Genomic DNA, 22367 nt, shown 5'->3' with positions numbered 1-22367 from the left:
GCACGGGGTGCCCACCCAACGAGGCGAAGCGAACGTTAAATCAGGCCTTCGAACAGCAGCACGTCCACCATGTCGCCCGCCTGCACGGTGCCTTGCTCATCATGCAGCACCACCATGCAATTCGCCTCCGACATCGACCGCAGGATGCCCGACCCCTGCGCGCCCGTGATGGCGACCGTCGGCTGGCCGTCGGCGCCGCGCTCGAGCAGCCCGCGCTGGTATTCCGTGCGGCCCGGCTTCTTGCGGATCGTGCCGGCCGAGCGCGCGCGCATCAGTTCGAGCGGCGCTTCGGCGCCCATCATGCGCAGCAGCGCGTCGCGGGCGAAGAAGTAGAACGAGACCATCACGGCCACCGGATTGCCCGGCAGGCCGAATAGAAAGGCGCTCCGGCCGTTCGATGCAATGCGGCCGAAGGCCAGCGGGCGGCCCGGGCGCATGCCGATCTTCCAGAACGTGACGTCGCCCAGCCGCGCCATGATCTGCTTCGTGTAGTCGGCCGCGCCCACCGACACGCCGCCCGACGTGATGATGGCGTCGGCGTTCTCGCAGGCGTCGCGCAGGGCCTGTTCCAGCGCCTGCGGATCGTCGCGCACGACGCCCATGTCGATCAGGTCGCAGCCCAGGCGCTGCAGCATGCCGTAGATCGTGTAGCGGTTGCTGTCGTAGACGCAGCCTGCGTCGAGCGGCTGGCCGATCGAACGCAGTTCGTCGCCGGTCGAGAAGAAGGCCACGCGCAGGCGGCGCTGCACGGGCACTTCGGCCACGCCCAGCGACGCGAGCAGCCCGAGGTCGGCCGGGCGCACGATCCTGCCGCGGCGGAGGGCCGCGCTGCCGGCCTTGAGGTCTTCGCCGGCCAGGCGGCGGTTGTCGCCCGTGCGGATGGTGCCGGGGGCGATGGTCATCGTGTCGCCGTCGGCCGTGACGAATTCCTGCGGGACGACGCTGTCGCAGCCGGCGGGCATCACGGCGCCCGTCATGATGCGCACGCATTCGCCCGGCTCCGGGCTGCCGGCGAACGCGCGGCCCGCGTAGGCGGTGCCGATCACGCGCAGGCGCGCGGGCGCGCCGGCGGGCAGGTCGGCGCCGCGCAGGGCATAGCCGTCCATCGCGGAGTTGTCGTGCGACGGCACGTCGATCGGCGAGGTGATGTCGGCCGCCAGCACGCGGCCCAGCGCGGCACGCAGCGCCACCATCTCGGTCGCGCGCACGGGCGCGACGAATTCGCGGATGATGCGCTGGGCGTCGCGCACGGGCAGGGCGTCCGGATCGTAGGCCGACAGGCAGCTGACGACGTCCGCCAGCCGCGGGACGGCGGACGGCGCAATGTCCAGCTGGCGCAGCTCGTCCAGCGTGTTGATGTTGCGGAAGGCGTCGGCGTCGTCGAACAGCACTTCCGCCACCTTGATCTGCGGGTACCAGCCGTCCATGCGCCGTCCGCCGCCGTCCAGGTAGGCCGACAGTACCGGTTCCAGGCTCGCCTTGAGCAGGCAGAACACGGGGTGCACCTGGCGCCGGCCGTTTTCCTCGGTGACGGCGACGGCGAGGTCGGCGTCGTTCGCGCGCAGGCCGTCCTCCAGGCGTGCGCCCAGGTCCGCGGGCAGGAACGGCGAGTCGCATGGCGCCGTGAGCAGGTAAGTGGTCGCGCAGCGGCGCAGCCCCGCCTGCAGGCCGGCCAGCGGGCCCGCGTAGTCGGGCGTGTCGTCCGGCCAGACGGGCACGCCGTAGCCGGCGTACGCGTCCTGATTGCGGTTGGCGTTGATGGCGACGGTCGCGACCTGGGGCGCGAGGCGCGCCAGCACGTGTGCCGCCATCGTCGTGCCGCCGAAGGGCTGCAGTCCCTTGTCGACGTGGCCCATGCGCGTGCCGCGGCCGCCGGCGAGAATCAGGCCGCTGATGGATTCCTTGTTCATGTTGTTATCCGCCGATGTAGGACATTTCGATTTTTTGTGCGCTCTCCGCCCGCGGGGACAGGCCCGCCGTGTTGACGGTGCGGGTCTCGGAATAGCGGTCGTCGCGCGCGCGCCAGAGCCGGGCGATGGCGGTTTGCATCTCCAGGTCCGTGCGTCCGCCGCGCAGCAGCTCGCGCAGGTCGTGGCCGCGCGTCGCGAACAGGCAGGTGTACAGCTTGCCCTCGGTCGACAGGCGGATGCGCGAGCAGTCGTGGCAAAAGGCTTGCGTCACGCTGGAGATCATGCCGACTTCGCCGCCGCCGTCCACGTAGCGCCAGCGTGCCGCCGTCTCGCCCGCGTAGTTGGCGCCGACGGGTTCGAGCGGCATCTCGGCCGCGATGCGGCGCACGACTTCACTCGACGGGACCACTTCCGCCATGTTCCAGCCGTTCGACGCACCCACGTCCATGTATTCGATGAAGCGCAGGATCGCAGGCGTGCCCTTGAAGTGGCGCGCCATCGGCAGGATCTGGTCGTCGTTCATGCCGCCCTTGACGACCATGTTGACCTTGATGGGTCCGAGGCCGGCGGCATGGGCGGCGGCGATGCCGTCCAGGACGTCCGACACGGCGAAGTCGACGTCGTTCATGCGCTTGAACACGGCGTCGTCGATGGCGTCGAGCGAGACCGTCACGCGGTCCAGGCCCGCATCCTTCAGCGTCTGCGCCTTGCGCGCGAGCAGCGAGCCGTTCGTCGTCAGCGTCAGGTCGAGCGGGCGGCCGGACGGCGTCTCGATGGCGCGCAACTGTTCGACCAGGCGCTCCAGGTTCTTGCGCAGCAGCGGTTCGCCGCCCGTCAGGCGGATCTTTTCGACGCCGTGGGCGACGAACAGCCGCGCCACCCGCGCGATTTCCTCGAAGTTCAGCAGGGCGGCGTGGGGCAGGTACGCGTAGTCCTTGTCGAAGACTTCCTTCGGCATGCAGTACACGCAGCGGAAATTGCAGCGGTCGGTGACCGAGATGCGCAGGTCGTGCAGGGGGCGCCCGAGGGCGTCGGCGAGCAGGCCGTTCGGTGTCTCCAGCGTGTCGGGGACGGCCAGCGCGGGCGCACGCGCATCGGCCATCATGATGATTTTTTCAGCCATGCCAATAAGATAGCAGAAGGCCGGCCAGGGCGCAGGCAAGGATGGTCTTGATGGTCCCCGTTCTGTAGCGCAATAACGCCACTGCGGCGGCGGCGGCGATGGCGATCGCATCCCAGCGCGGCGCGCCGTGCGCGACGAAGACGTGGGCGCCGAAGAACACGGCCAGGCTCGCGATGACGCCGACGACGGCCGCCGAGATCGCGGTGAGCGGCGCCGTCAGCCGCACGTCCCCGCGCGTGGACTCGACGAGCGGCCCGCCCGCCAGGATGAACACGAACGACGGCAGGAACGTGAAGAAGGTCACCACGCCGGCCGCCGCCGCGCCGGCCAGGAAGCGCGCGCCCGGACCGAACAGCGCATGGCTCCAGCCGCCGACGAAGCCGACGAAGGCGACGATCATGATCAGGGGGCCGGGCGTCGTTTCGCCCAGCGCGAGGCCGTCGATCATCTGGCCGGCGTCGAGCCAGTGATACTGCTCCACGGCGTGCTGCACGACATACGGCAACACGGCGTAGGCGCCGCCGAACGTCATCAGGGCCATCCGGCCGAAGAAGGCGCCCATGCGCGGCAGTTCGCCGTCGGGACCGAAGACGAGCGCCAGCGCGCTCCAGCCGGCGAGGCCGATGGCGCAACCGGCCGCGCCGACCGTCGCGAGGCGGCGCCAGCTGAAGCGTGCGTGGGCCGGTGTCGGGGTCGTGTCGTCGATCAGCGCCGGCGGGTGTGGGGTGCCGTCCGGCGCGGTCGCGTGCGCGCTGCCCAGGTCGAACAACGCGGGCCGCACGCGGCCGCCGGCCAGCCCGACCGCCGCCGCGCCCAGCACGATCAGCGGAAACGGCACGCCGAGGACATCGATGGCGATGAAGGCGGCCAGCGCGACGCCGACCAGCAATCCGTTGCGCAGCGTGCGGCTGCCGATGCGCCAGGCCGCCGCCAGCACGATGGCGACGACGGCAGGCTTGATGCCGTCCATGATGCCGGCGATGGCGGGCAAGTGGCCCCACGCCATGTAGATCCACGACAGCGCGATCAGCACCAGCAGCGATGGCAGCACGAACAGCACGCCGGCCGCGATCCCGCCCGGCACGCGGTGCAGCAGCCAGCCGATGTAGATCGCGAGTTGCGTCGCTTCCGGCCCCGGCAGCAGCATGCAGTAGTTCAGCGCGTGCAGGAAACGCCGCTCGGAAATCCAGCGCCGGCGCTCGACCAGTTCGGCGTGCATCATGGCGATCTGCCCGGCCGGGCCGCCGAAGCTGATGAACCCCAGTTTGAGCCAAAAGCGGAGGGCGGTGCGGAAGGGAAGGGCGGACAAGGTGGATGGGCAAGCGTTGATCGGGTTGCCCATCTTACACGCATCAAACGGATGAGCGATGGCTCACTTCGACGAGGATGCCGCCCGGTGCGTGCACATAGAACAGCGTCGCGCCGCGCTGGAACGAGACGGGCGGCAGGCCGGACACGCCCGCTGCCTGCAGCCGCGCGTGGGCGGCGTGCACGGCCGCTTCGGATTCGACGAGGAAGCCGATGTGGAACGTGTCCGGGAAGTCCTGGACGCCTTCGGCGCGGCGCCGGGTGAGGACGAGCGCGAACCCGCCGATGCCTTGCAGCAGGGCGAAGCCGTTGTTGCCGCGCGTTTCGCACAGGCGGAAGCCGAAATGCGTCGTGAAGAAGGCGGCGGTGGCCGCGACGTCGGGGACGGGAAGGTCGAGATGGTTGAGTTGCATGGCATGCTCCGATGAGTGGGCCCGGGCGAACGAACCCGTTGGGCGCAAGGGCGCCGGACGGTTCGTCGGGGGTACTCATGCGCGCACGCACGGAACAGAGCTTCGCGGCAAAGCTGGCGCGAAGGGATCGGGCTTACCAAAACCGATCCTGCCTTTTTCGACGTCGTGATCTTAGCAAAAAAAAAGGAAGCCGAAGCTTCCTTTTTTACGTCAAGGCCGTGTCGCGCTGCTTATTGACGCGTATCGACCTGGATCAGCGGCTCGTTGACCGGCGGCGGGGCCGATTTGCGCGTGCGGCGCGGACGTGCCTGCGGTTCCGCCTGCGCGGCCGCTTCCTGGGCGGCGCGCAGCTTTTCGGGATCCGTCGAGGCCAGCGTCAGGCCGGCTTGTTCCAGCAGCTCGTTGAGGTCGGCCGCCGGGGCCGGCGTCGCCGCGACCGGCGCTTGCGCAACGGCAGGCTGCACGGTCTCGACCGGAGCGGGCGCCGGAGCGGGTGCCGGAGCCGGAGCCGGTGCCGGAGCGGGTGCCGGAGCGGGTGCCGGCGCGGTTGCCGCAACCGGCTCCTCGGTCGGCTGTGCGGCGGCATCGAGCTCAGCCTTGCGGACGACGGCGGCGGTGACCGACTCGGTGGTCGGGAACGGCCACGGCGTCTGGACGGCCGCGCTGGCTTCAACGGCGGGCTCGGCCTGCACGGCCGTTTCGACCGGCGCCGCTTCTGCTGCTGCCGCGGCGGCGGCCTGCTCGGCCTTCGCCTTCTCGGCGTGCACACGGGCAGCTTCGGCCTGCTCGGCCGCAGCGTGCTCGGCGGCGGCTTTCACGGCCGCGGCCTTGACCGATTCCGTGGTCGGGAACGGCCACGGGCCCAGTGCGACGGCCTTGGCCGGCTTGGTCGTCTTCGCGGCCTTGGCTTCGGCCTGGACCTTGGCGGCTTCCTCGTCGGCCACCGGCGTGAAGGCTGGAGCGGCCTCGCCTTCGACGGCGTCGTGTTCGGCGCCTTCGATCTGGTCGCGGTCGCGACGGTTACGGTTGCGGCCACCACGACGGCGACGGCGGCGCGGTTCGTCGCCTTGTGCGTCGGTATCGAGTTCGTCGCTGTCAGGGCCGGCGGTCGCCACCGCGCCGGTCGCCACCGCGGCTGTCGCCGCCGGGGTGGTCGCCACCGGCTTGAGCGCTTCGGGGATCTCCGGCTCGCCGGCCAGCGTGATCGCCGCCTGGGCCGCCACGGCCTGGGCCGCGTTCAGCTCTTCGCTCTTCGCCTCGGCGACCGGGACGCGCTCGGCACGTTCGGTACGCTCACCACCCTCGCGCGGCGGGCGCGGCTGGCGCGGTGCGCGTTCCGGGCGCTCGCCGCGCTCCGGACGTTCGCCACGTTCCGCACGCTCGGCGCGCGGGGCTTGCGGCTGGCCGTCCGCCGTGGCGGCGGCCTGTTCGCGCGGCTCGCGGGCTTCGCGCGGTTGACGCGGCTGGCGCGGCGGACGTGCCGGCTTGCCTTCGGCCTCGACCGGCTTGGCGCCGTCCTCGGCGCCAGCGGATTTCAGCTCGCGGTCTTCGCGTTCGGGGCGGTTTTTACCGGTGCCGGTGCCGTTGCGGCCGCCGCGGGCGCGCTGGCCGCGGCCATTGCGGTCGCCGCGTTCGCCGGCGGCCGGGGCCGCTTCAGCGGGCTTGGCCGGGGCTGCCGGCGCGGGCGGCGGTGCGATCGGGGCCGGACGGCCGAAGAAGAAATTGCGCAGCTTGGCAAAGAAACCGTCATCCGCGGCCGGTGCGACCGGAACGGCGGCGACCGGAGCAGGGGCGGGCGCCGGCGCTTCGACCGGCTTGGCCGGCTGGCGCTCGACCAGCGGCGCCGGCTGGGCCGGGGTGATGGTCTTGACGACGGCTTCCTGGCGCGGCTTGGCTTCTTCCTTCTGGCGCTTGGCGAAGGCCATGTCCGTGTCGGCCGATTCGGCCATCGTGTAACTGGCGGCGTCGTCGTCCAGGCGCGGATCGTCGTGCTTGATGCGCTCGAGCTTGTAGTGCGGGGTTTCCAGGTGCTTGTTCGGGACCAGGATGACCGTGATGCGGTGGCGCGTCTCGATCTTGAGCACTTCGCCGCGCTTTTCGTTCAGCAGGAAGGCGGCGACGTCGACCGGGACCTGGACGTGGATCGCGGCCGAGTTCTCCTTCATCGCCTCTTCCTGGATGATGCGCAGGACTTGCAGTGCCGAGGATTCCGTATCGCGGATGTGGCCGGTGCCCGAGCAACGCGGGCATGTCACGTGCGAACCTTCCGACAGCGACGGACGCAGGCGCTGGCGCGACAGTTCCATCAGGCCGAAGCGCGAGATCTTGCCCATCTGGACGCGTGCACGGTCATGGTGCAGGGCATCCTTCAGGCGCTGTTCCACTTCGCGCTGGTTCTTGGCGACTTCCATGTCGATGAAGTCGATGACGATCAGGCCGCCCAGGTCGCGCAGGCGCAACTGGCGGGCCACTTCGTCGGCCGCTTCGCAGTTGGTGTTGAAGGCGGTGGTCTCGATGTCCGAACCGCGCGTCGCGCGCGCCGAGTTGACGTCGATGGAGACGAGGGCTTCCGTGTGGTCGATCACGATCGCGCCGCCCGACGGCAGCGGGACGGTACGCGAATACGCGGTCTCGATCTGGTGTTCGATCTGGAAACGGGAGAACAGCGGCACGTCGTCCGTGTAGCGCTTCACGCGGTGCGCCATGTCGGGCATCACGTGGCTCATGAACTGCTGGGCCTGGTCGAAGATCTCGTCGGTGTCGATCAGGACTTCGCCGATGTCAGGCTGGAAATAGTCGCGGATGGCGCGGATGACCAGCGAGGACTCCTGGTAGATCAGGAACGGACCCGGCGCCGACTTGCCGGCGCCTTCGATCGCGCGCCACAGCTGCATCAGGTAGTTCAGGTCCCACTGGAGTTCTTCCACATTGCGGCCGATGCCGGCCGTGCGGGCGATGACGGACATGCCCTGCGGCAGGTCCAGCTTGTCCATCGTCTCGCGCAGTTCCTGGCGCTCTTCGCCCTCGACGCGGCGCGACACGCCGCCGCCGCGCGGATTGTTCGGCATCAGGACCAGGTAGCGGCCGGCCAGCGAAATGAACGAGGTCAGGGCCGCGCCCTTGTTGCCGCGCTCTTCCTTTTCCACCTGGACCATGATTTCCTGGCCTTCGCGCAGGGCTTCCTTGATGGTGCAATTCCGGACGTCGACGCCGTCGCGGAAATAGGTGCGCGCAACTTCTTTGAAGGGGAGGAAACCGTGGCGCTCTTCGCCGTAGCTGACGAAGCAGGCCTCGAGGGAGGGTTCGATGCGGGTGATGACGCCTTTGTAGATATTCGATTTTCGCTGCTCACGGCCGGCGGTCTCGATATCGATGTCGATCAGTTTCTGGCCGTCGACAATCGCTACGCGCAGCTCCTCTTGCTGCGTAGCGTTAAACAACATACGTTTCATTTTTATAAACTCCGCGACCCATGGGCCGTTTCATGCCGTCTTGTACAGAGGTACAGGGCGGCGCAAGTACAGGGATGTACGCGGGAAGGGAGTGTTGGCGGTGGTATGCCCGAGGTGTGGCACGGCATTGCCGGCCACAGGGCGCAGTGGCGTCGAACGTAATTGCCGCGCGCACGACGTCTTGCTCGGCCCGGGCGGCCCGATCGGGGCGGCGCAGGGGCAGGCAAGCGGTGCGACGCAGCCAGACTTTCAGTCGGCATGCATACCCGGTTGCGAATCAGGCGAATATCAGCCTTGATCCCAAGCCGGGCCTGCTGCCTGTGGAACCCTGGAACAGCCGGGCAATGCGATGCTGCCGGGGTGCGCGATCCGGACCTTGAAGATTGCGATGCGCACTGCGCACCCGCATGACCTTCCCGGATCACTGTCTCCAACAACACTGCTACCGCTCACGACGGTTTCGAGGTTCTAACTTCGGGTCGGGCGAAACGGCAAGCGTTATCGACACCATCACCCGGCGAGCCGACCCTGGGGCCGGCTTGCCGGTACTTATCCTTACAATTCCAAACAATCCAATCCTGCATCCTGTGCGGCTACCCGGTTGCAACTGCGGTGCAACCCAGGTTCGCACAGGAATGTGCGTACACGTCTAGAAATCCCGAGAAATCCGCCGCTGCGCGTTCGCATTGTCGCTGCGATGCCGCGACCGCTGCCGCTTGCGACGATTCTTTGAGATTCCGTTTTTTTCCATCGAATTTGCATTTTGGCGGGGCCGATGGAGACGCCCCTGTGTAAAATATCGTTTTAATTCTTACACCAGCAGAGGTTTGACCGCCGCCTGTCGATTATATATTCAAAATGAAGGACTTAGAGAGAATTTCTGGGAAGACAGAGCGAATGACCTTGCAAAACGATGTTGTTCCCCCTTCATCACAGACAGATAGCCGCCCCGCTGCTACCGCCAAGTTTGTCACAATTACCGAGGAAGAAGCAGGTCAGCGCATCGATAATTACCTGCTGCGCGTCTGCAAGGGTGTCCCGAAAAGCCACATTTACCGCATCCTTCGCTCCGGCGAAGTGCGCGTGAACAAAGGTCGTATCGATCAGTTGTACCGTCTGGCGACGGGCGACATCGTCCGCATCCCGCCCGTGCGCATGGCCGAGAAGCCTCCTGGCGCCGCCCCCGTTCCCGGGGCCGAGTTCCGCATCGTCCACGAAGACACCCACCTGCTCGTGATCGACAAGCCGTCCGGCGTGGCCGTGCACGGCGGCTCGGGCGTGTCGTACGGTGTCATCGAACAATTGCGCGCATCCCGGCCGGATGCGAAATTCCTGGAACTGGTGCACCGCCTGGACCGCGAAACGTCCGGACTACTATTGCTCGCAAAGAAACGTTCCGCGCTGACCAGCTTGCACGAGCAAATGCGCGACGGCAAGACCGACAAGCGCTACCTGACCATGGTCGCAGGCGACTGGCGTAATCCGCGCCAGCACGTCAAGCTGCCGCTGCATAAATACACGACGCCGGACGGCGAGCGCCGCGTCGTCGTGCAGGCCGGCGGCCAGGAATCGCATACCGTGTTCAATTTGCTGCGCAAGTGGCCGGACTACGCGTTGCTCGAGGCGGAACTCAAGACGGGGCGCACGCACCAGATCCGCGTGCACCTGGCGTCCTCCGGCTTTCCGATCCTCGGTGATGAGAAATACGGCGATTTTGCACTCAACAAGCAGCTTCAGAAGGCAACCGACACGCGCGGCGCATTGCGCCGGATGTTCCTGCATGCATACCAGATCACGTTCCAGCATCCGGATACGGGCAAGCCGATGACCTTGAAGGCCCCGTTGCCGGCGGAATGCGACCGTTTCTTGGTAAGCTTGGGGCCAGCGCAGGAAGCCAAAGCACGCATCACCAATCGATAACGCGCCAACCGGGAACCCGGTCCCGCCAGCGGCAGATCCTGCCGGCGGGCCTGGGTTCTTGCAGGCGGAAATGAGGAGCCGGCGCCACGAGCGCCGCAAGACATGGCAAGAAAGCAATTCGATCTGATTGTCTTCGACTGGGACGGAACGCTGATGGACAGCACCGCCACCATCGTCAAATGTATACAGTCCGCCGCCAAGGACCTGGGCCTGGCGGTACCGAGCGACGCCGCGGCTTCGCACGTGATCGGCCTCGGCCTGGGCGAAGCCATGCAAGCCGTCATGCCGGACATCGATCCGGCCATGCACCCGCGCATGATCGAGCGCTATCGCTACCACTTTCTGACGAAGGACCATGAACTGGTCCTGTTCAAGGGGGTGCGGACGATGCTCGACGAACTGTCTCAAGAGGGCTATTTCCTGGCGGTTGCGACGGGCAAAAGCCGGGTCGGCCTGAACCGCGCCCTGAATGCGGCTGGCCTGCTTTCCGTGTTCGATGCGACCCGTTGCGCGGACGAGACATTTTCTAAACCGCACCCCGCAATGTTGCAAGAATTGACAAGGGAACTCGGCCAGGACATGCGGCGTACCGTTATGATCGGCGACACGACGCATGACTTGCTTATGGCAAACAATGCCGGCGCCTCCGGCATTGCCGTCGAATACGGCGCCCATCCGGTCCAGCAATTGCAGGCATGTCATCCCGTCTTTACGGCAAAGAACGTGCCTGAGCTGCATCAGTGGCTGGTCGAGAACGCATGAGCGATACCGAAGACGTCTATATTTGCGAATCGGCCACCGTCGAGGATGGTGGCGAGGGCATCCGTTTTCCGGTGCGCGCATTTGGCGAGGACGCGACAGGTTTCGTCGTGCGCTTTCGGGGCAGGGTCTACGCATACCTGAACCGCTGCGCCCATGTACCCATCGAACTCGACTGGTCGAAAGGCGAGTTTTTCGAGTCGAGCAAGCTTTACCTCATGTGCTCGACGCACGGTGCCATCTACGCACCCGAAAGCGGCGCTTGCGCGGGTGGACCTTGCCGCGGCGGCAAGCTGCGGCCGATCGTCGTGCGCGAGGCCGACGACCGCGTCTACTGGCAGCCGGACCAGCACATCCGCCCGCCGGCGCCAGGGCAGATAAACGGCGTGACCGACAGCCAAACGGGGTAACCATCACCAGGCATTTATGAGCGACAACATCAGGAACGACAATCCGAACGACAACCGAGCGGCCGCTCCGGCGACCTTCAACAATTGGGAACGCGAGACCCTGGAGCGGCTCGTGTTCGCCACCGTGCGCGAACAGCGTGCCGCCCGCCGCTGGGGCATCTTCTTTAAACTGTCCTTTCTCTTGCTGGCATTTTTCGCGATCTGGGCCTATTTCGATTTCAACTTCGGCAGTTCGGACATCGAGGCACTGGGCCGCCACACGGCGTTGATCGAGATCGACGGCGCGATCGACGACGAGGGCAGCGGCGCGGCCGACACGGTGATCCCGTCACTGAACAAGGCATTTTCCGATCCGGGTTCGGCGGCCGTCGTGCTGCGTATCAACAGCCCGGGCGGCAGCCCGGTGCAGGCCGGCATCATCGTCGATGAAATCCAGCGTCTGAAGAAGGGCTATCCGAACAAGCCTCTGTACGTGGTCGTGGACGAGATCTGCGCATCGGGCGGCTATTACATCGCAGCCGCAGCCGACAAGATTTATGTCAACAAGGCCAGCATCGTCGGGTCGGTCGGCGTCCTGATGGATGGTTTCGGCTTCACGGGCCTGATGGACAAGCTCGGCATCGAGCGCCGCCTGTTGACGGCCGGCGAGAACAAGGGCTTCCTCGATCCGTTCAGCCCGCAGTCCGACAAGCAGAAGCAGCATGCACTCGAGATGCTTAACGAGATCCACGAGCAATTCATTGCCGTCGTGCGTGCCGGCCGCGGCAAGCGCCTCAAGGAGACCCCGGACATCTTTTCCGGTCTCTACTGGACCGGCGCAAAGGCGGTCGAGATGGGTCTGGCGGATGGTTTCGGTACGGTCGACACTGTCGCGCGCGACGTCGTGAAGGCGGAAGACATCATCGATTACACGGCACACGAAGGTTTGCCGGAACGGGTGTTGAAGAAATTTGGCGCGTCGGTGGGCGCTGGTGCGGTGCACTCGATCTACCGGGGGCCCGTGCCCAGCTTGCGCTGAGCACGAGCGTCGAACAAGGCCCAGTCTCAATATTTGGCTTGAAACTTACGGGCCGTAGTCTATAGTTGGTGTGTAGCTGTTTCGGCGCGAACGACAAGGAAACCAGCCTGTTCCTGTCGTTGTCGGAACCGCTTCAGACCCGCATCCGTGCGGTTTCGAGAGAATTCAATTCCTCAAGCTGGAGTCCCAATCGGGAAGGAAACGACGGCATACGCCGTCGTTTTCATTTTTGGGTGCCGCCGGATCCAGTTGAAAACGATTGCATGTCAGGGCGCGAAGGCGGCGTCATGCCGGACGTGTCCTGACGGTGATGCGTGTCGTCGCCTTCGAGTGCCGGGCCGTTCGTATCCGGGGCGGCATGCCGAGCGGGCGACGTGGATGGAAAGTCGCCGGACGATGTGTCCGACGGCCGCGAGGCCGAACGCGGACCGCCATGCACGACGAACTTCCTGCTGAGCACGGTGTTCTTGTTGGCTTCCTGCGGCGTGTCGGCGATAACGCTATCAAGCGAACCCGGTTCGGGCTCATGAAAGCCACCGGCCTCGAGCCACGCCTGGAAGCGGCGTTGTGCCTGCTCATACCAAGCGGCGCGCATCGGTAGCTGGTGTTCGAAACAATGTACATGCGGGATGTCGCCACCGCGCGTCCAGCGCGCCAGCGCAAGCCGGGTTGGGAAAGTTGCGGCATATTCCTGGGCCACCTTCGTTCCGCTGCTTTTGGCTGCAAACGAAGACGGGGTGCTGTGGTTCTGCTTTTTTTCGATCTGCACTTTTGCCTCGTGGTTGGGGGTTTTCGATCTGATGTGCCAGATGGTGCGGCCCACCTTTAGTCCTACACTCAGTAACTGTAGGTCGATTCCTAATCAGGTTTCAGTGTATCAACGGGACACAGTCAATTCTTGAGATGTGTCAAACGAGTTCTTGCTTCGAGTTGAAACGCTGAGATTACTGAACTTTGACGCTTGCAATCCTTCTGCTACAGTCTCGCCCCATGAGTAAATTATCCCTCGACCGCGTTCTCCAATCGCAAGGCTTTGGTACGCGCAAGTATTGCCGGGCCTTGATCGAGGACGGCGACGTCACGATCAACGGCGACGTCTACGACAACTACAAGACCCTGGTGGAAACGGATGGCCTCGTCCTGACCGTCTTCGACGAGGAGTGGACGTATCGCGAGCACGTCTATATTGCCTTGTACAAACCGTCCGACTTCGAGTGTTCGCGCAAGCCCAGCCACCATCCCGGCGTCCTGACCTTGTTGCCGGAACAGTTTACCTGGCGCGACGTCCAGCCCGTCGGCCGGCTCGATCACGACACGACAGGCCTCTTGCTGATGTCGGATGACGGTCCGTTCATTCATGCGCAGTCTTCACCGAAGCGCCATATTCCCAAGGTTTACCAGGCCACGACCCAGGAACCTGTTACTCAGGCGCTTGTCGATCAGCTGTTGTCGGGAGTGCAATTGCACGACGAGCCGGCGCCGCTGGCCGCCCAGTCGTGCGTGCAGCGGGGCGATCATCAGCTGGAGATTGTGCTAGAGCAGGGGAAATATCACCAGGTCAAGCGCATGCTGGCGGCGGCCGGCAACCATTGCGCCGCCTTGCATCGTTCGCAGGTCGGTGGCTTGACGCTCGAGGCGCTCGGGTTGCAGGAAGGAGAGTGGTGTTATCTGGAGCAGGCGCAGTTGGCGCTGCTGGTGCCGGGCTGATATTAAAAACACACGACAGTGCGCTGTCGTGCGACATGTATAGGAGATTTCCGAGACACTCGTCATTCGAATCTTGTCAATATTTTATTGACTTGGATCAGTTTAATATCAACGATGACGATGCTCGCAACAAATCTCCGTTTCCTGCCACTGGTTCTTTTTCTTGCGTTTAGTCCAGCAATCGCCCAGCAGCCCGATCCGGGCCTGGCCGGATGTGCGCGCATTGCCGATACCGGAAAGCGCCTCGGCTGTTATGACGCGTTGGCGGGGCGGCCCCCGACGCCTGCGTCGAATACGCCTGTCGTCGTGCCTGCGACAGTCCGGCCTGCCCCAGCGTCCGCCCCGGCTGTCGCTGTTGCCGCTGCACCAACCGCCGCCGACACGCCACCGGTGCCCGCCGCAGTTGACGCATCACCCGAGACGATGCGGGATTTCAGCCTCGCCGATCATTGGGAGCTGGACCAGGAACACAAGCGTGGCGTCTTCAATTTCCGTCCGCACCAAGTGAATTACCTGATGCTGACCCGCACGGCGCATCCCAACAACGAGCCCTACCGGCCGTTCCGTCGTCTCGACGTCCTGACGAGCGACCTCGCGCATTCGGAACTCGTGTTCCAGCTGGGATTCAAGATGAAGCTCGTCGAAAACGCCTTCGACAAGCCCATCGATTTGTGGTTCGGCTATACCCAGAACAGCTTTTGGCAAGCCGGCAATCACGAGGCGTCCAGCCCGTTCCGCGAGACGAACTATCAGCCCGAGCTGATGGCCGTCACTCCACTGCATTTCAGTGTACTGGGAATGAACGCGCGCTTTCTTAATCTCGGTCTGGTGCACCAATCGAACGGTCAGGCCTCGACGTTGTCGCGCAGCTGGAATCGAGTCTATGCGCAGGTCGGGCTCGAGCGGGCCGGGTGGACCGTGGTCGGACGCGTGTGGAAACGCGTCAACGAAGCGGCCGCCAACGACGACAACCGCGACATCGTCGATTACTTGGGACGCGGCGACGTCGTCGTCACCTATCGCAGCAATGGCAACGATTACTCGGCCCTGTTGCGGCGCAATTTCTCGACCGACCGCGGTGCCGTCCAGCTCAGCTGGGCGTTTCCGCTGGCCGGACACATCAAGGGATACGCTCACCTGTTCTCGGGCTACGGGCAAAGCCTGATCGACTACAACTATTACCAGAACACGTTAGGGGTCGGCCTGCTCGGCACATTCTGAATCGGGACGGGATGCCCGCGCTGCACTACAATAGCGGCCCGATCCCGAGCGTTCCCGCCATGAAACTCGCCACCCTCAACGACGGCACGCGCGACGGCCAGCTGGCCGTCGTCGCGCGCGACCTCAAGACCGCCCACATCGCGGACGGCATCGCGCCCACCCTGCAGGCGGCGCTGGACGACTGGCATTTCATCGCGCCGCAACTGGCCGCGCTGTATGCGGACCTGAACGCGGGCCGTGCCCGCCGTCCATTCGATTTCGAGCCTGGCCGCTGCATGGCGCCGTTGCCGCGTGCCTGCCAGCTGGCCGTCGGCGCGGCTTATGGCGATCAGGTCGACGACGGGCCGCGGATGGCGCAGTGCGCCAGCGACGATCTGCTCGGTCCGACCGACGATATCGTGGTGGTCCACGAGGAATGGGGCATCGATTTCGGCGCGGGCGTGGCGGCGGTGACGGGCGATGTCGCCATGGGTGCCACGCCGGACGACGCCCATCAGCAGATCCGCCTGGTAATGCTGGCCAACGAGGTGTCGCTGCGTAACCTCGGATTGCCGCAATCCCGGCCGGCGACCGGTTTTTCGCCCGTCGCCGTGACGCCGGACGAGTTGGGTGACGCCTGGCGCGACGCCAAGGTGCACCTGCCGCTGCGCGCGAGCTGGAACGGACATCTGGTCGGTCAGCCGGACGCCGGCGCGGACATGACATTCAATTTTGCGCAGCTGATCGCGCATCTGGCAAAAACGCGCAACGTGCGGGCCGGCAGTATCGTCGGGTCGGGCGTCGTGACGAACCGTGACCCGTCGCGAGGGTATGCGTCCATCGCGGAGCAACGCAGCCGGGAAATGGCTGAGCATGGGCAGGCGGTGACCCAGTTCATGCGTTTCGGGGATATGGTCCGGATCGAGATGCTGGATGAGAAGGGCAGGTCGGTGTTCGGGGCGATCGAACAGAAGGTTGTGAGGTTGGAGCGGTGAACCGACGCCTGTCCGGTTGGGCCCGTTTCTTACGCGGCGACACAATTCGGCGGGTGGCTGCGCATGCGAAGCCGGCATACGTTTATTGCTTTTTTGGGCAAAGTCAGGATGAAAGGCTGGCGAGTTCATGAAAAGGTTTCTTCTAATTATCACGAAAAACCACGCAATGATTGCACTCCTCAGGCAAGATATCTAACAAAAAGATAACTGTCGTTTCCTTTGATCAGCGTTTTTCTACTTCGACGTCCTTACTGTGGCAGATATGCCTCCCGTAACGATATTGCATAGCACAATTTATGGTCGCGAGCGCAACAAAAAATTCCCAGTCTTCGTTGCCCTCAGTTAAAATGCTGGATTGGTCCACAAGCATTCACGCCTCCTTTCCTAACGTCCCATGTTCAAGTTCAACAAGAGTTTCGCGGCCGTGGCCTTGGCCGTCGCTTCCATTGCAGCTTCCGCGCAGGATACGAGCAAGTCCGATCTCTTCAATCAAGAGTCCTCTGCCACGTCTATGTCTGCAACGCCGACTATGGGCGATGCAGCAGGGCTGACAGGGACTGCGCGCAAGACCCGCATCACCAATGGCCAGGTCGGTGATCTGGGGGCGGGCGGGCGTGGTGGTAACGGTCTCACCGACCGTGTCGGCGCGGTTACCGACCGCGACGCGCAACGTCGCCAGATCGCAGGCCTGCAGCAGAAGACGCAAAACGACGCGGACAAAGAGCCGAGCGAATTCCAGAAATTCATTGCTGACAACACCGGTAAGCTGCTTCCGATTTTCGGTTCCGAGTTTTTTGCCAATACGCCGTCCACATTTGCGCCAATCTCCAATGCCCCGGTCCCGTCCGATTATCCCCTGGGTCCGGGCGACGAACTGATGATTCGCGGCTGGGGTACGATCGATATCGATTATCGCGCCACCATCGACCGTAATGGCACGATCTCGATTCCGACCATCGGCAACGTGCCGCTGGCTGGCGTGAAAGCCGGCGACGCGGAGAATGTCATTCGCGCCGCCGTCGGCCGCTTGTACAAAGGCGTCACCGTCAACGTAACTTTCGGTCAGTTGCGTGCGATTACCGTGTACATGGTGGGCCAGGCAAATCATCCGGGCACCTACACCGTGTCGAGCCTGTCGACGTTGGTGACCGCGCTGTTCGCCAGCGGCGGTCCGAACGCGAACGGCAGCATGCGTCACGTGCAGGTCAAGCGCAGCGGCAAAGTCGTTGCAGAACTCGACCTGTACGCCTTCATCGCCAAGGGCGACAAGTCTGCGGATATCAAACTGCAGGATGGCGACACGATCTATATCCCGCCCGCAGGCGGCTTCGTTGCGCTGGTGGGCAAGGTCAACAGCCCTGCAGTTTATGAATTGAAAAACAACGGCGAAACTATCGCGTCCTTGTTGGACTTCGCCGGTGGTCTGCCTGTCGTAGCGGATCCGCGTCGCGCATTCCTCGAGCGTATTGACTCGAACAAGAACCGTCCGCGCAGTGTGGAAGAGTTTGCGTTGAATAGCGAAGGATTGAAACATTTGTTGAAGAATGGCGATGTTCTCAATATTACGTCGATCACGCCGGACTTCTCTAATGCAGTGGTGCTCCGCGGTAACGTTGACCAACCGGTTCGTGCGCCGTTCAAATCAGGTATGCGCGTTAGCGATCTGATTCCGAGCCGCGAATACCTGATGACTCGTAATTCGATCAAGCGCCAGAATAATGTGGTCGCGATCGGTGACGACAAGAAAGATACCACCGAAAATGCCAGTGGCATTGCCGCACGTATTGGCGGGTTGATCGACGAGATCAACTGGGATTATGCCGTCGTCGAACGTGTAAATCGTTCTGACCTGAGTGTCCAGTTGATCCCGTTTAATCTGGGCAATATGTTCAATAATCCTAACGGCGCCGACAACCTGCAGCTACAGCCCGGCGACACGGTAACGATCTTCTCTCAGAACGATGTGGCTGTCCCGATGGATAAACGCCAAGTATTCGTTCGGGTCGAAGGCGAGGTTAGAGTTCCTGGTGTATACCAGATGACCGCCGGCGACACATTGCAGACCTTGGTTGCGAAAGCCGGAGGTCTAACTTCTAATGCTTATCTGTTTGGTACCGCGTTTTATCGTGAAGAGGTACGCAAAGAGCAGTTGGACAATCTGCAGCGTGCAGCCGATCGTCTCGAAGCGCAGATTCGGAGCGAGGAATCCACGCAAGCGTCCAATCTACGTGCGATGAGTACGACAGATGCCGCTGCAGCCAGTGCGCAACTCGAAGCCGAGCGCAGGATTGCTCAAGAACGCATTGCCCGCTTCCGCAAGCTTCAGCCATCCGGTCGTATCGCATTCGGCCTGAATCCGGATGACCGCTCGTTTGCCCATCTGCCTCAGGTCACACTACAGAATGGCGATCGCTTGGTCGTGCCTTCGAAGCCGGCCTTCGTTCACGTGTTCGGCGCGGTCAATGTCGAGGCTTCGCCGTTATGGAAACCGAATACTCGCGTCAGCGACTACCTGAAAATGGCCGGCATCGCTGTCGACGCTGACGTCGATAACGTATTTGTACTGCGCGTCGATGGCACCGTCGTGTCGACAGATTCGCAAGGTTGGTTCTTCGGCAAAATTGGGGGAGTTGAAGTGATGCCGGGCGACACCATCGTCGTGCCTGAAAAATTCGACCGCCAGACGGCCTGGAGCAAGTTTACGCAGGGTGCGCGCGAGTGGACGCAAATCTTGGCTAATTTCGGCTTGGGCGCCGCGGCAGTCAAGACGCTACGCGATTAAATGTCTCATCATTCATTATTGTCTTGAGAGCGGAATGAGTATCACTGAACAAAGTGCTGAGACGAACGTCCTGCATCAATCGAAAGAGTCGTCGAGCGACAGCAAAGTGACGGATGCTCCAGAGCTGAGTGTCGTCAAAGGCTTGATCGTGCTGGCGAGACACAAGAGGAAGCTGCTCGGCGTTCCATTTGCATGTGCATTGGCCGGAGCCGCCATCGCTTTCGCTTTGCCTAATATGTATCAGGCTAGCGCAAAATTACTGCCGCCCCAGCAGCAGCAATCGAGTGCAGCCGCGCTATTGTCGCAACTCGGTGGCGTGGCAGGGGCGGTCGCAGGCGGTGCGGGCATCAAGAGCCCTAATGACATATACATCGGCATGCTTCACAGCCGGACTGTTGCCGACGCGATTATTGCAAAGTATGACTTGAAGAAGGTCTACGGTTTTAGCTCTCAGGAGCGTATCCGAAATAAACTCGAGGAAAATACCGCAGTGGCAGCGGGCAAGGACGGGATGATCACAATTACCGTTGCTGACAAAGACAAGACACTGGTCGCGAAGTTGGCAAACTCTTATGTTGATGAGTTAGTCAAACTCACGAATACCTTAGCGGTTACCGAGGCATCCCAGCGCCGCATGTTTTACGAGCGCCAACTGGAGCGCGCTAAAGACAATCTTGCAACTGCTGAACAGGCATTGAAATCAGCACTGGATGCTCGTGGAGTGGTTAGCGTCGATGTCGAAAGTCGGGCGATGCTGGAAAATATCGTCCGGCTCAGGGCGGAAATTTCTGCTAAGCAGATCGAGTTGAGTTCGATGAATGCATTTGTGACAAGCGTCAACCCGGAATACCGTCGTGCGCAGGAGGAGCTCACTAGTTTGCGTGCAGAACTCTCAAAGTTCGAAAACGGACGCCCTGAAATTAATGAAGGTACTGCTCAAAAATCGGTTGGCTTAGAAAATATTAAACTCTTGCGTGACGTAAAGTATAACCAGATGCTTTACGAATTGTTGGCCAAGCAATATGAAGTGGCGCGTTTGGACGAGGCGAAAGAGAGTGTGGTGGTCCAGGTGCTCGATCCCGCTATCGAGCCCGAGCGAAAAGCGTCGCCCAAGCGCGTGTTGATTACAATCGTTTCTGCAATGGGCGGATTATTTTTGACTTTACTTTGGATTTTCGGGGTCGAAGCCGTGCGCAGCCTGAGAAAACTGCCAGGAGGTGCGGCCAAATGGGACGAACTGAAGAATTTGCTCAAAAATTAATTGCAATTTGGTGTGTGCGGGATTTTCAAGTGTTTCTGTCGGAAAAGATGAGGCAGAGAGAAAATCATGCCTCGTCCTGCTGACTCCTTAATAACTTGAAAGAAGAGTGGAATACAATATGTCGAATAATTTGAATATTATTGGACCTGGAAAGGTGATCTTGGGAGAGCGTACCCGAGTAGCGCCAGACGTCCAATTTATATTTCACGAACCGTCTCAAGTTGTCATCGGGGACTATTGTGTCATAGGCAGTGGCGTAAAATTCGTATGTAACGGAGGGGACGTCGCTGTCGGTGATTGGACAAGTATTCATGATCGCTCGTTGGTGTTGTCGACCGTTGGTGTCCAGATTGGTCAGCATGGCTGGTTCGGTCAACACTGCATTCTTGACGGTTCTGGAGGTCTTACCATTGGGAATGGCGTTCGCGTCGGTATGTATTCGCAGATTTGGTCTCATGTGGCGGCCGGCGAACAGATCGAAGGGTGTACCCTGTACGGCGAACGTCCGGTCGTGCTTGAGGATGACGTTTGGCTCGTAGGGTCTTGCATCGTGGCTTCTGGTGTAACGCTCGGGAAAAAGCTGGTTGCTTTGATTGCGTCCAACATCACAAAATCTTGGCCCGCGAACACCGTTTTAGCGGGCTCACCCGCAGCGCCCAAGTCCAATCTTTCGTTCTATCGAGAAATTTCGTTAGATGAGAAATGGACGTTGTTGAATGGCTGGTTAAATGAAATTTCGCAAACAAATGGTTTTGATATCCGCCGTGACGAGTTTACGACGGTATTGAGTCGCTCGAACGGTATGAACGTCGAGCGCATCGGATTTGCGATTGATCAGAATTCCGCACAGGACTTGCTGAAAGAGATTCCGCAGGCTACCGTTTGCGACATCACAAATAAAACATATTCGAAACGACTATCGGATATCGAGGCAATTGTGCTGAAGAATCTCGCTGGAAACAAAGCCCGTTTTATTAATCTGTCTGAATAACTTATGATTCCATTAGTCAAAGTTGCCATGCCGCCGAGAAACGTTTTGATGCCGGCATTGGAAGATATCTTGTATAGCGGGATGATCGCTGAAGGAGAAGCCGTTTATCGTTTTGAAGCGGCCTTCGGCAATCACTTTGGACTGAAAAACGTGCTGGCGCTCAGTAGCGGCACTGCGGCTTTGCATGCCGCCTTGAAGTTGTCGGGCGTCGGCCCTGACGCGGAAGTCATCAGTACACCTATGACCGCAGAGCCGACTAATACCTCGCCATTATATCTAGGGGCTAAGGTTGTGTGGGCCGACGTTGATCCTGCAAGCGGCAATCTGGACCCTCAATCGGTGCGCGACTGCATCACTCCAAGAACTAAGGCCATCATTTGCGTTCATTATGCCGGCTATCCGGCGCGCCTCGCGGAACTGCGAGCCGTTGCGGATGAATACGGTATTGCGCTCATTGAGGATTGCGCGCATGCATTGGGATCTACATACGACGGTAATACTATCGGTAACGTCGGAGATTTCGCGATCTTTTCCTTCCAGGCCATTAAGCATATGACTACGGTCGATGGCGGCGTGCTCGCCATTAAGGATGAGAAGCACATGACCGCTGCAAAAAAATTTCGTTGGTTCGGCATGCTCAAAGGAGTGCCTCGGACCGAAGTCGATATCGACAGCGTCGGTTATAAATATAATATGAATAATGTTAGCGCGACGATCGGTTTGACGCAATTGGACTATGTGGATCGTGTTATTGAACGTCACATCGAAAATGGTCGCTATTATGACAACGAACTAATCAGCGCTCCGGGAGTCGATTTTGCGGTTTGCGATGCACACGGCCAAAGCAGTTATTGGTTATATACATTGTTGACTGACAGTTCGGCCGACCTGGAAAAAGCGCTTGTTGGTGCCGGTATTTCCGCTTCAAAGCTGCATCGGCCTAATAATCTGCATAGTATTTTCAAATCGTCCCACGTGGCCTTGCCGGGCCTGGCTCAGTTCTATAGCCGTCTGTTGCATATTCCATGCGGCTGGTGGGTCGACGACGCCGTGCGCGAACAGATCGTTTCGATCATCAAAAAAGGTTGAGGTAAGCTGTGAAACAGATCCCACTTTTC

General features: G+C 61.9%; 17 protein-coding genes. 11 read left to right on the top strand and 6 right to left on the bottom strand.

Features of this window, described 5'->3' with window-relative positions:
• Positions 1–35 precede the first annotated feature (35 nt).
• The 5 genes from glp to ASC93_RS15375 form a co-directional block, all read right to left on the bottom strand.
• Positions 36–1910 (bottom strand): gephyrin-like molybdotransferase Glp, encoded by a 1875-nt coding sequence (gene glp, locus ASC93_RS15395; protein ID WP_056443699.1) that lies wholly within the window; start codon positions 1908–1910, stop codon positions 36–38.
• A 4-nt stretch (positions 1911–1914) separates the two neighbouring features.
• A complete protein-coding gene (moaA, locus tag ASC93_RS15390; RefSeq protein WP_056443693.1) occupies positions 1915–3033 on the bottom strand; it encodes a GTP 3',8-cyclase MoaA in 1119 nt (372 codons plus the stop codon).
• Entirely contained in the window at positions 3026–4375 is a 1350-nt protein-coding gene (chrA, locus tag ASC93_RS15385; protein ID WP_056443685.1) for a chromate efflux transporter, read from the bottom strand. The genes moaA and chrA overlap by 8 nt, the downstream gene beginning before the upstream one ends.
• 10 nt (positions 4376–4385) lie before the next feature.
• Positions 4386–4754, bottom strand: coding sequence for a VOC family protein (locus tag ASC93_RS15380; RefSeq protein ID WP_056443682.1), 369 nt, complete (start codon positions 4752–4754; stop codon positions 4386–4388).
• 230 nt (positions 4755–4984) lie between these two features.
• A complete protein-coding gene (locus ASC93_RS15375) occupies positions 4985–8206 on the bottom strand; it encodes an Rne/Rng family ribonuclease (RefSeq protein WP_056443678.1) in 3222 nt (1073 codons plus the stop codon).
• A gap of 897 nt (positions 8207–9103) precedes the next feature.
• Here ASC93_RS15375 and ASC93_RS15370 point away from each other — a divergent pair.
• The 4 genes from ASC93_RS15370 to ASC93_RS15355 all read left to right on the top strand — a co-directional run bounded on the left by ASC93_RS15370 (position 9104) and on the right by ASC93_RS15355 (position 12313).
• Entirely contained in the window at positions 9104–10126 is a 1023-nt protein-coding gene (locus tag ASC93_RS15370) for an RluA family pseudouridine synthase (protein WP_056443676.1), read from the top strand.
• 102 nt (positions 10127–10228) lie between these two features.
• A complete protein-coding gene (locus tag ASC93_RS15365; protein ID WP_056443673.1) occupies positions 10229–10888 on the top strand; it encodes an HAD-IIIA family hydrolase in 660 nt (219 codons plus the stop codon).
• Positions 10885–11295 carry a Rieske 2Fe-2S domain-containing protein gene (locus tag ASC93_RS15360; RefSeq protein ID WP_056443669.1) on the top strand — a complete coding sequence of 137 codons (411 nt, stop codon included), beginning with the start codon at positions 10885–10887 and terminating at the stop codon, positions 11293–11295. The genes ASC93_RS15365 and ASC93_RS15360 overlap by 4 nt, the downstream gene beginning before the upstream one ends.
• Before the next feature lie 16 nt (positions 11296–11311).
• Complete coding sequence (locus ASC93_RS15355; protein ID WP_056443668.1) at positions 11312–12313, top strand: S49 family peptidase; 1002 nt, start codon at positions 11312–11314, stop codon at positions 12311–12313.
• A 223-nt stretch (positions 12314–12536) separates the two neighbouring features.
• Here the strand turns inward: ASC93_RS15355 and ASC93_RS30825 are convergent, their stop codons facing one another.
• Positions 12537–13136, bottom strand: coding sequence for a hypothetical protein (locus tag ASC93_RS30825; protein ID WP_157201944.1), 600 nt, complete (start codon positions 13134–13136; stop codon positions 12537–12539).
• 167 nt (positions 13137–13303) lie between these two features.
• On the opposite strand from ASC93_RS30825, the gene ASC93_RS15350 reads away from it, so the two are divergent.
• The 7 genes from ASC93_RS15350 (at position 13304) to ASC93_RS15325 (ending at position 22338) form a co-directional block, all read left to right on the top strand.
• A complete protein-coding gene (locus tag ASC93_RS15350) occupies positions 13304–14020 on the top strand; it encodes a pseudouridine synthase (protein WP_056443991.1) in 717 nt (238 codons plus the stop codon).
• 114 nt (positions 14021–14134) lie between these two features.
• Positions 14135–15241: a phospholipase A gene (locus tag ASC93_RS15345; RefSeq protein ID WP_056443667.1), complete on the top strand. Its 1107-nt coding sequence runs from the start codon at positions 14135–14137 to the stop codon at positions 15239–15241.
• A gap of 59 nt (positions 15242–15300) precedes the next feature.
• Positions 15301–16215: a fumarylacetoacetate hydrolase family protein gene (locus tag ASC93_RS15340; protein WP_056443988.1), complete on the top strand. Its 915-nt coding sequence runs from the start codon at positions 15301–15303 to the stop codon at positions 16213–16215.
• 394 nt (positions 16216–16609) lie between these two features.
• A complete protein-coding gene (locus tag ASC93_RS15335; RefSeq protein WP_229412741.1) occupies positions 16610–18997 on the top strand; it encodes an SLBB domain-containing protein in 2388 nt (795 codons plus the stop codon).
• A 34-nt stretch (positions 18998–19031) separates the two neighbouring features.
• Positions 19032–20258 carry a GNVR domain-containing protein gene (locus ASC93_RS15330; protein WP_082548062.1) on the top strand — a complete coding sequence of 409 codons (1227 nt, stop codon included), beginning with the start codon at positions 19032–19034 and terminating at the stop codon, positions 20256–20258.
• A 118-nt stretch (positions 20259–20376) separates the two neighbouring features.
• Positions 20377–21249 carry a hypothetical protein gene (locus tag ASC93_RS30820; RefSeq protein ID WP_157201943.1) on the top strand — a complete coding sequence of 291 codons (873 nt, stop codon included), beginning with the start codon at positions 20377–20379 and terminating at the stop codon, positions 21247–21249.
• Between the two features lie 3 nt (positions 21250–21252).
• Positions 21253–22338 carry a DegT/DnrJ/EryC1/StrS aminotransferase family protein gene (locus ASC93_RS15325; RefSeq protein ID WP_056443666.1) on the top strand — a complete coding sequence of 362 codons (1086 nt, stop codon included), beginning with the start codon at positions 21253–21255 and terminating at the stop codon, positions 22336–22338.
• Positions 22339–22367: the final 29 nt, after the last annotated feature.

The organism is Massilia sp. Root335 (assembly GCF_001425685.1).
In the GTDB taxonomy this organism is placed as follows: Bacteria; Pseudomonadota; Gammaproteobacteria; order Burkholderiales; family Burkholderiaceae_D; genus Telluria; species Telluria luteola.
Note: the sequence above shows the minus strand (reverse complement) of the source record. Positions and strands in the feature narration are given on the sequence as shown.

Bases quoted from the DNA above. Each gene is read 5' to 3' on its own strand.
- glp (WP_056443699.1), bottom strand. From the start codon at position 1,910: ATGAACAAGGAATCCATCAGCGGCCTGATTCTCGCCGGCGGCCGCGGC.
- moaA (WP_056443693.1), bottom strand. From the start codon at position 3,033: ATGGCTGAAAAAATCATCATGATGGCCGATGCGCGTGCGCCCGCGCTG.
- chrA (WP_056443685.1), bottom strand. From the start codon at position 4,375: ATGGGCAACCCGATCAACGCTTGCCCATCCACCTTGTCCGCCCTTCCC.
- ASC93_RS15380 (WP_056443682.1), bottom strand. From the start codon at position 4,754: ATGCAACTCAACCATCTCGACCTTCCCGTCCCCGACGTCGCGGCCACC.
- ASC93_RS15375 (WP_056443678.1), bottom strand. From the start codon at position 8,206: ATGAAACGTATGTTGTTTAACGCTACGCAGCAAGAGGAGCTGCGCGTA.
- ASC93_RS15370 (WP_056443676.1), top strand. From the start codon at position 9,104: ATGACCTTGCAAAACGATGTTGTTCCCCCTTCATCACAGACAGATAGC.
- ASC93_RS15365 (WP_056443673.1), top strand. From the start codon at position 10,229: ATGGCAAGAAAGCAATTCGATCTGATTGTCTTCGACTGGGACGGAACG.
- ASC93_RS15360 (WP_056443669.1), top strand. From the start codon at position 10,885: ATGAGCGATACCGAAGACGTCTATATTTGCGAATCGGCCACCGTCGAG.
- ASC93_RS15355 (WP_056443668.1), top strand. From the start codon at position 11,312: ATGAGCGACAACATCAGGAACGACAATCCGAACGACAACCGAGCGGCC.
- ASC93_RS15350 (WP_056443991.1), top strand. From the start codon at position 13,304: ATGAGTAAATTATCCCTCGACCGCGTTCTCCAATCGCAAGGCTTTGGT.
- ASC93_RS15345 (WP_056443667.1), top strand. From the start codon at position 14,135: ATGACGATGCTCGCAACAAATCTCCGTTTCCTGCCACTGGTTCTTTTT.
- ASC93_RS15340 (WP_056443988.1), top strand. From the start codon at position 15,301: ATGAAACTCGCCACCCTCAACGACGGCACGCGCGACGGCCAGCTGGCC.
- ASC93_RS15335 (WP_229412741.1), top strand. From the start codon at position 16,610: ATGTTCAAGTTCAACAAGAGTTTCGCGGCCGTGGCCTTGGCCGTCGCT.
- ASC93_RS15330 (WP_082548062.1), top strand. From the start codon at position 19,032: ATGAGTATCACTGAACAAAGTGCTGAGACGAACGTCCTGCATCAATCG.
- ASC93_RS30820 (WP_157201943.1), top strand. From the start codon at position 20,377: ATGTCGAATAATTTGAATATTATTGGACCTGGAAAGGTGATCTTGGGA.
- ASC93_RS15325 (WP_056443666.1), top strand. From the start codon at position 21,253: ATGATTCCATTAGTCAAAGTTGCCATGCCGCCGAGAAACGTTTTGATG.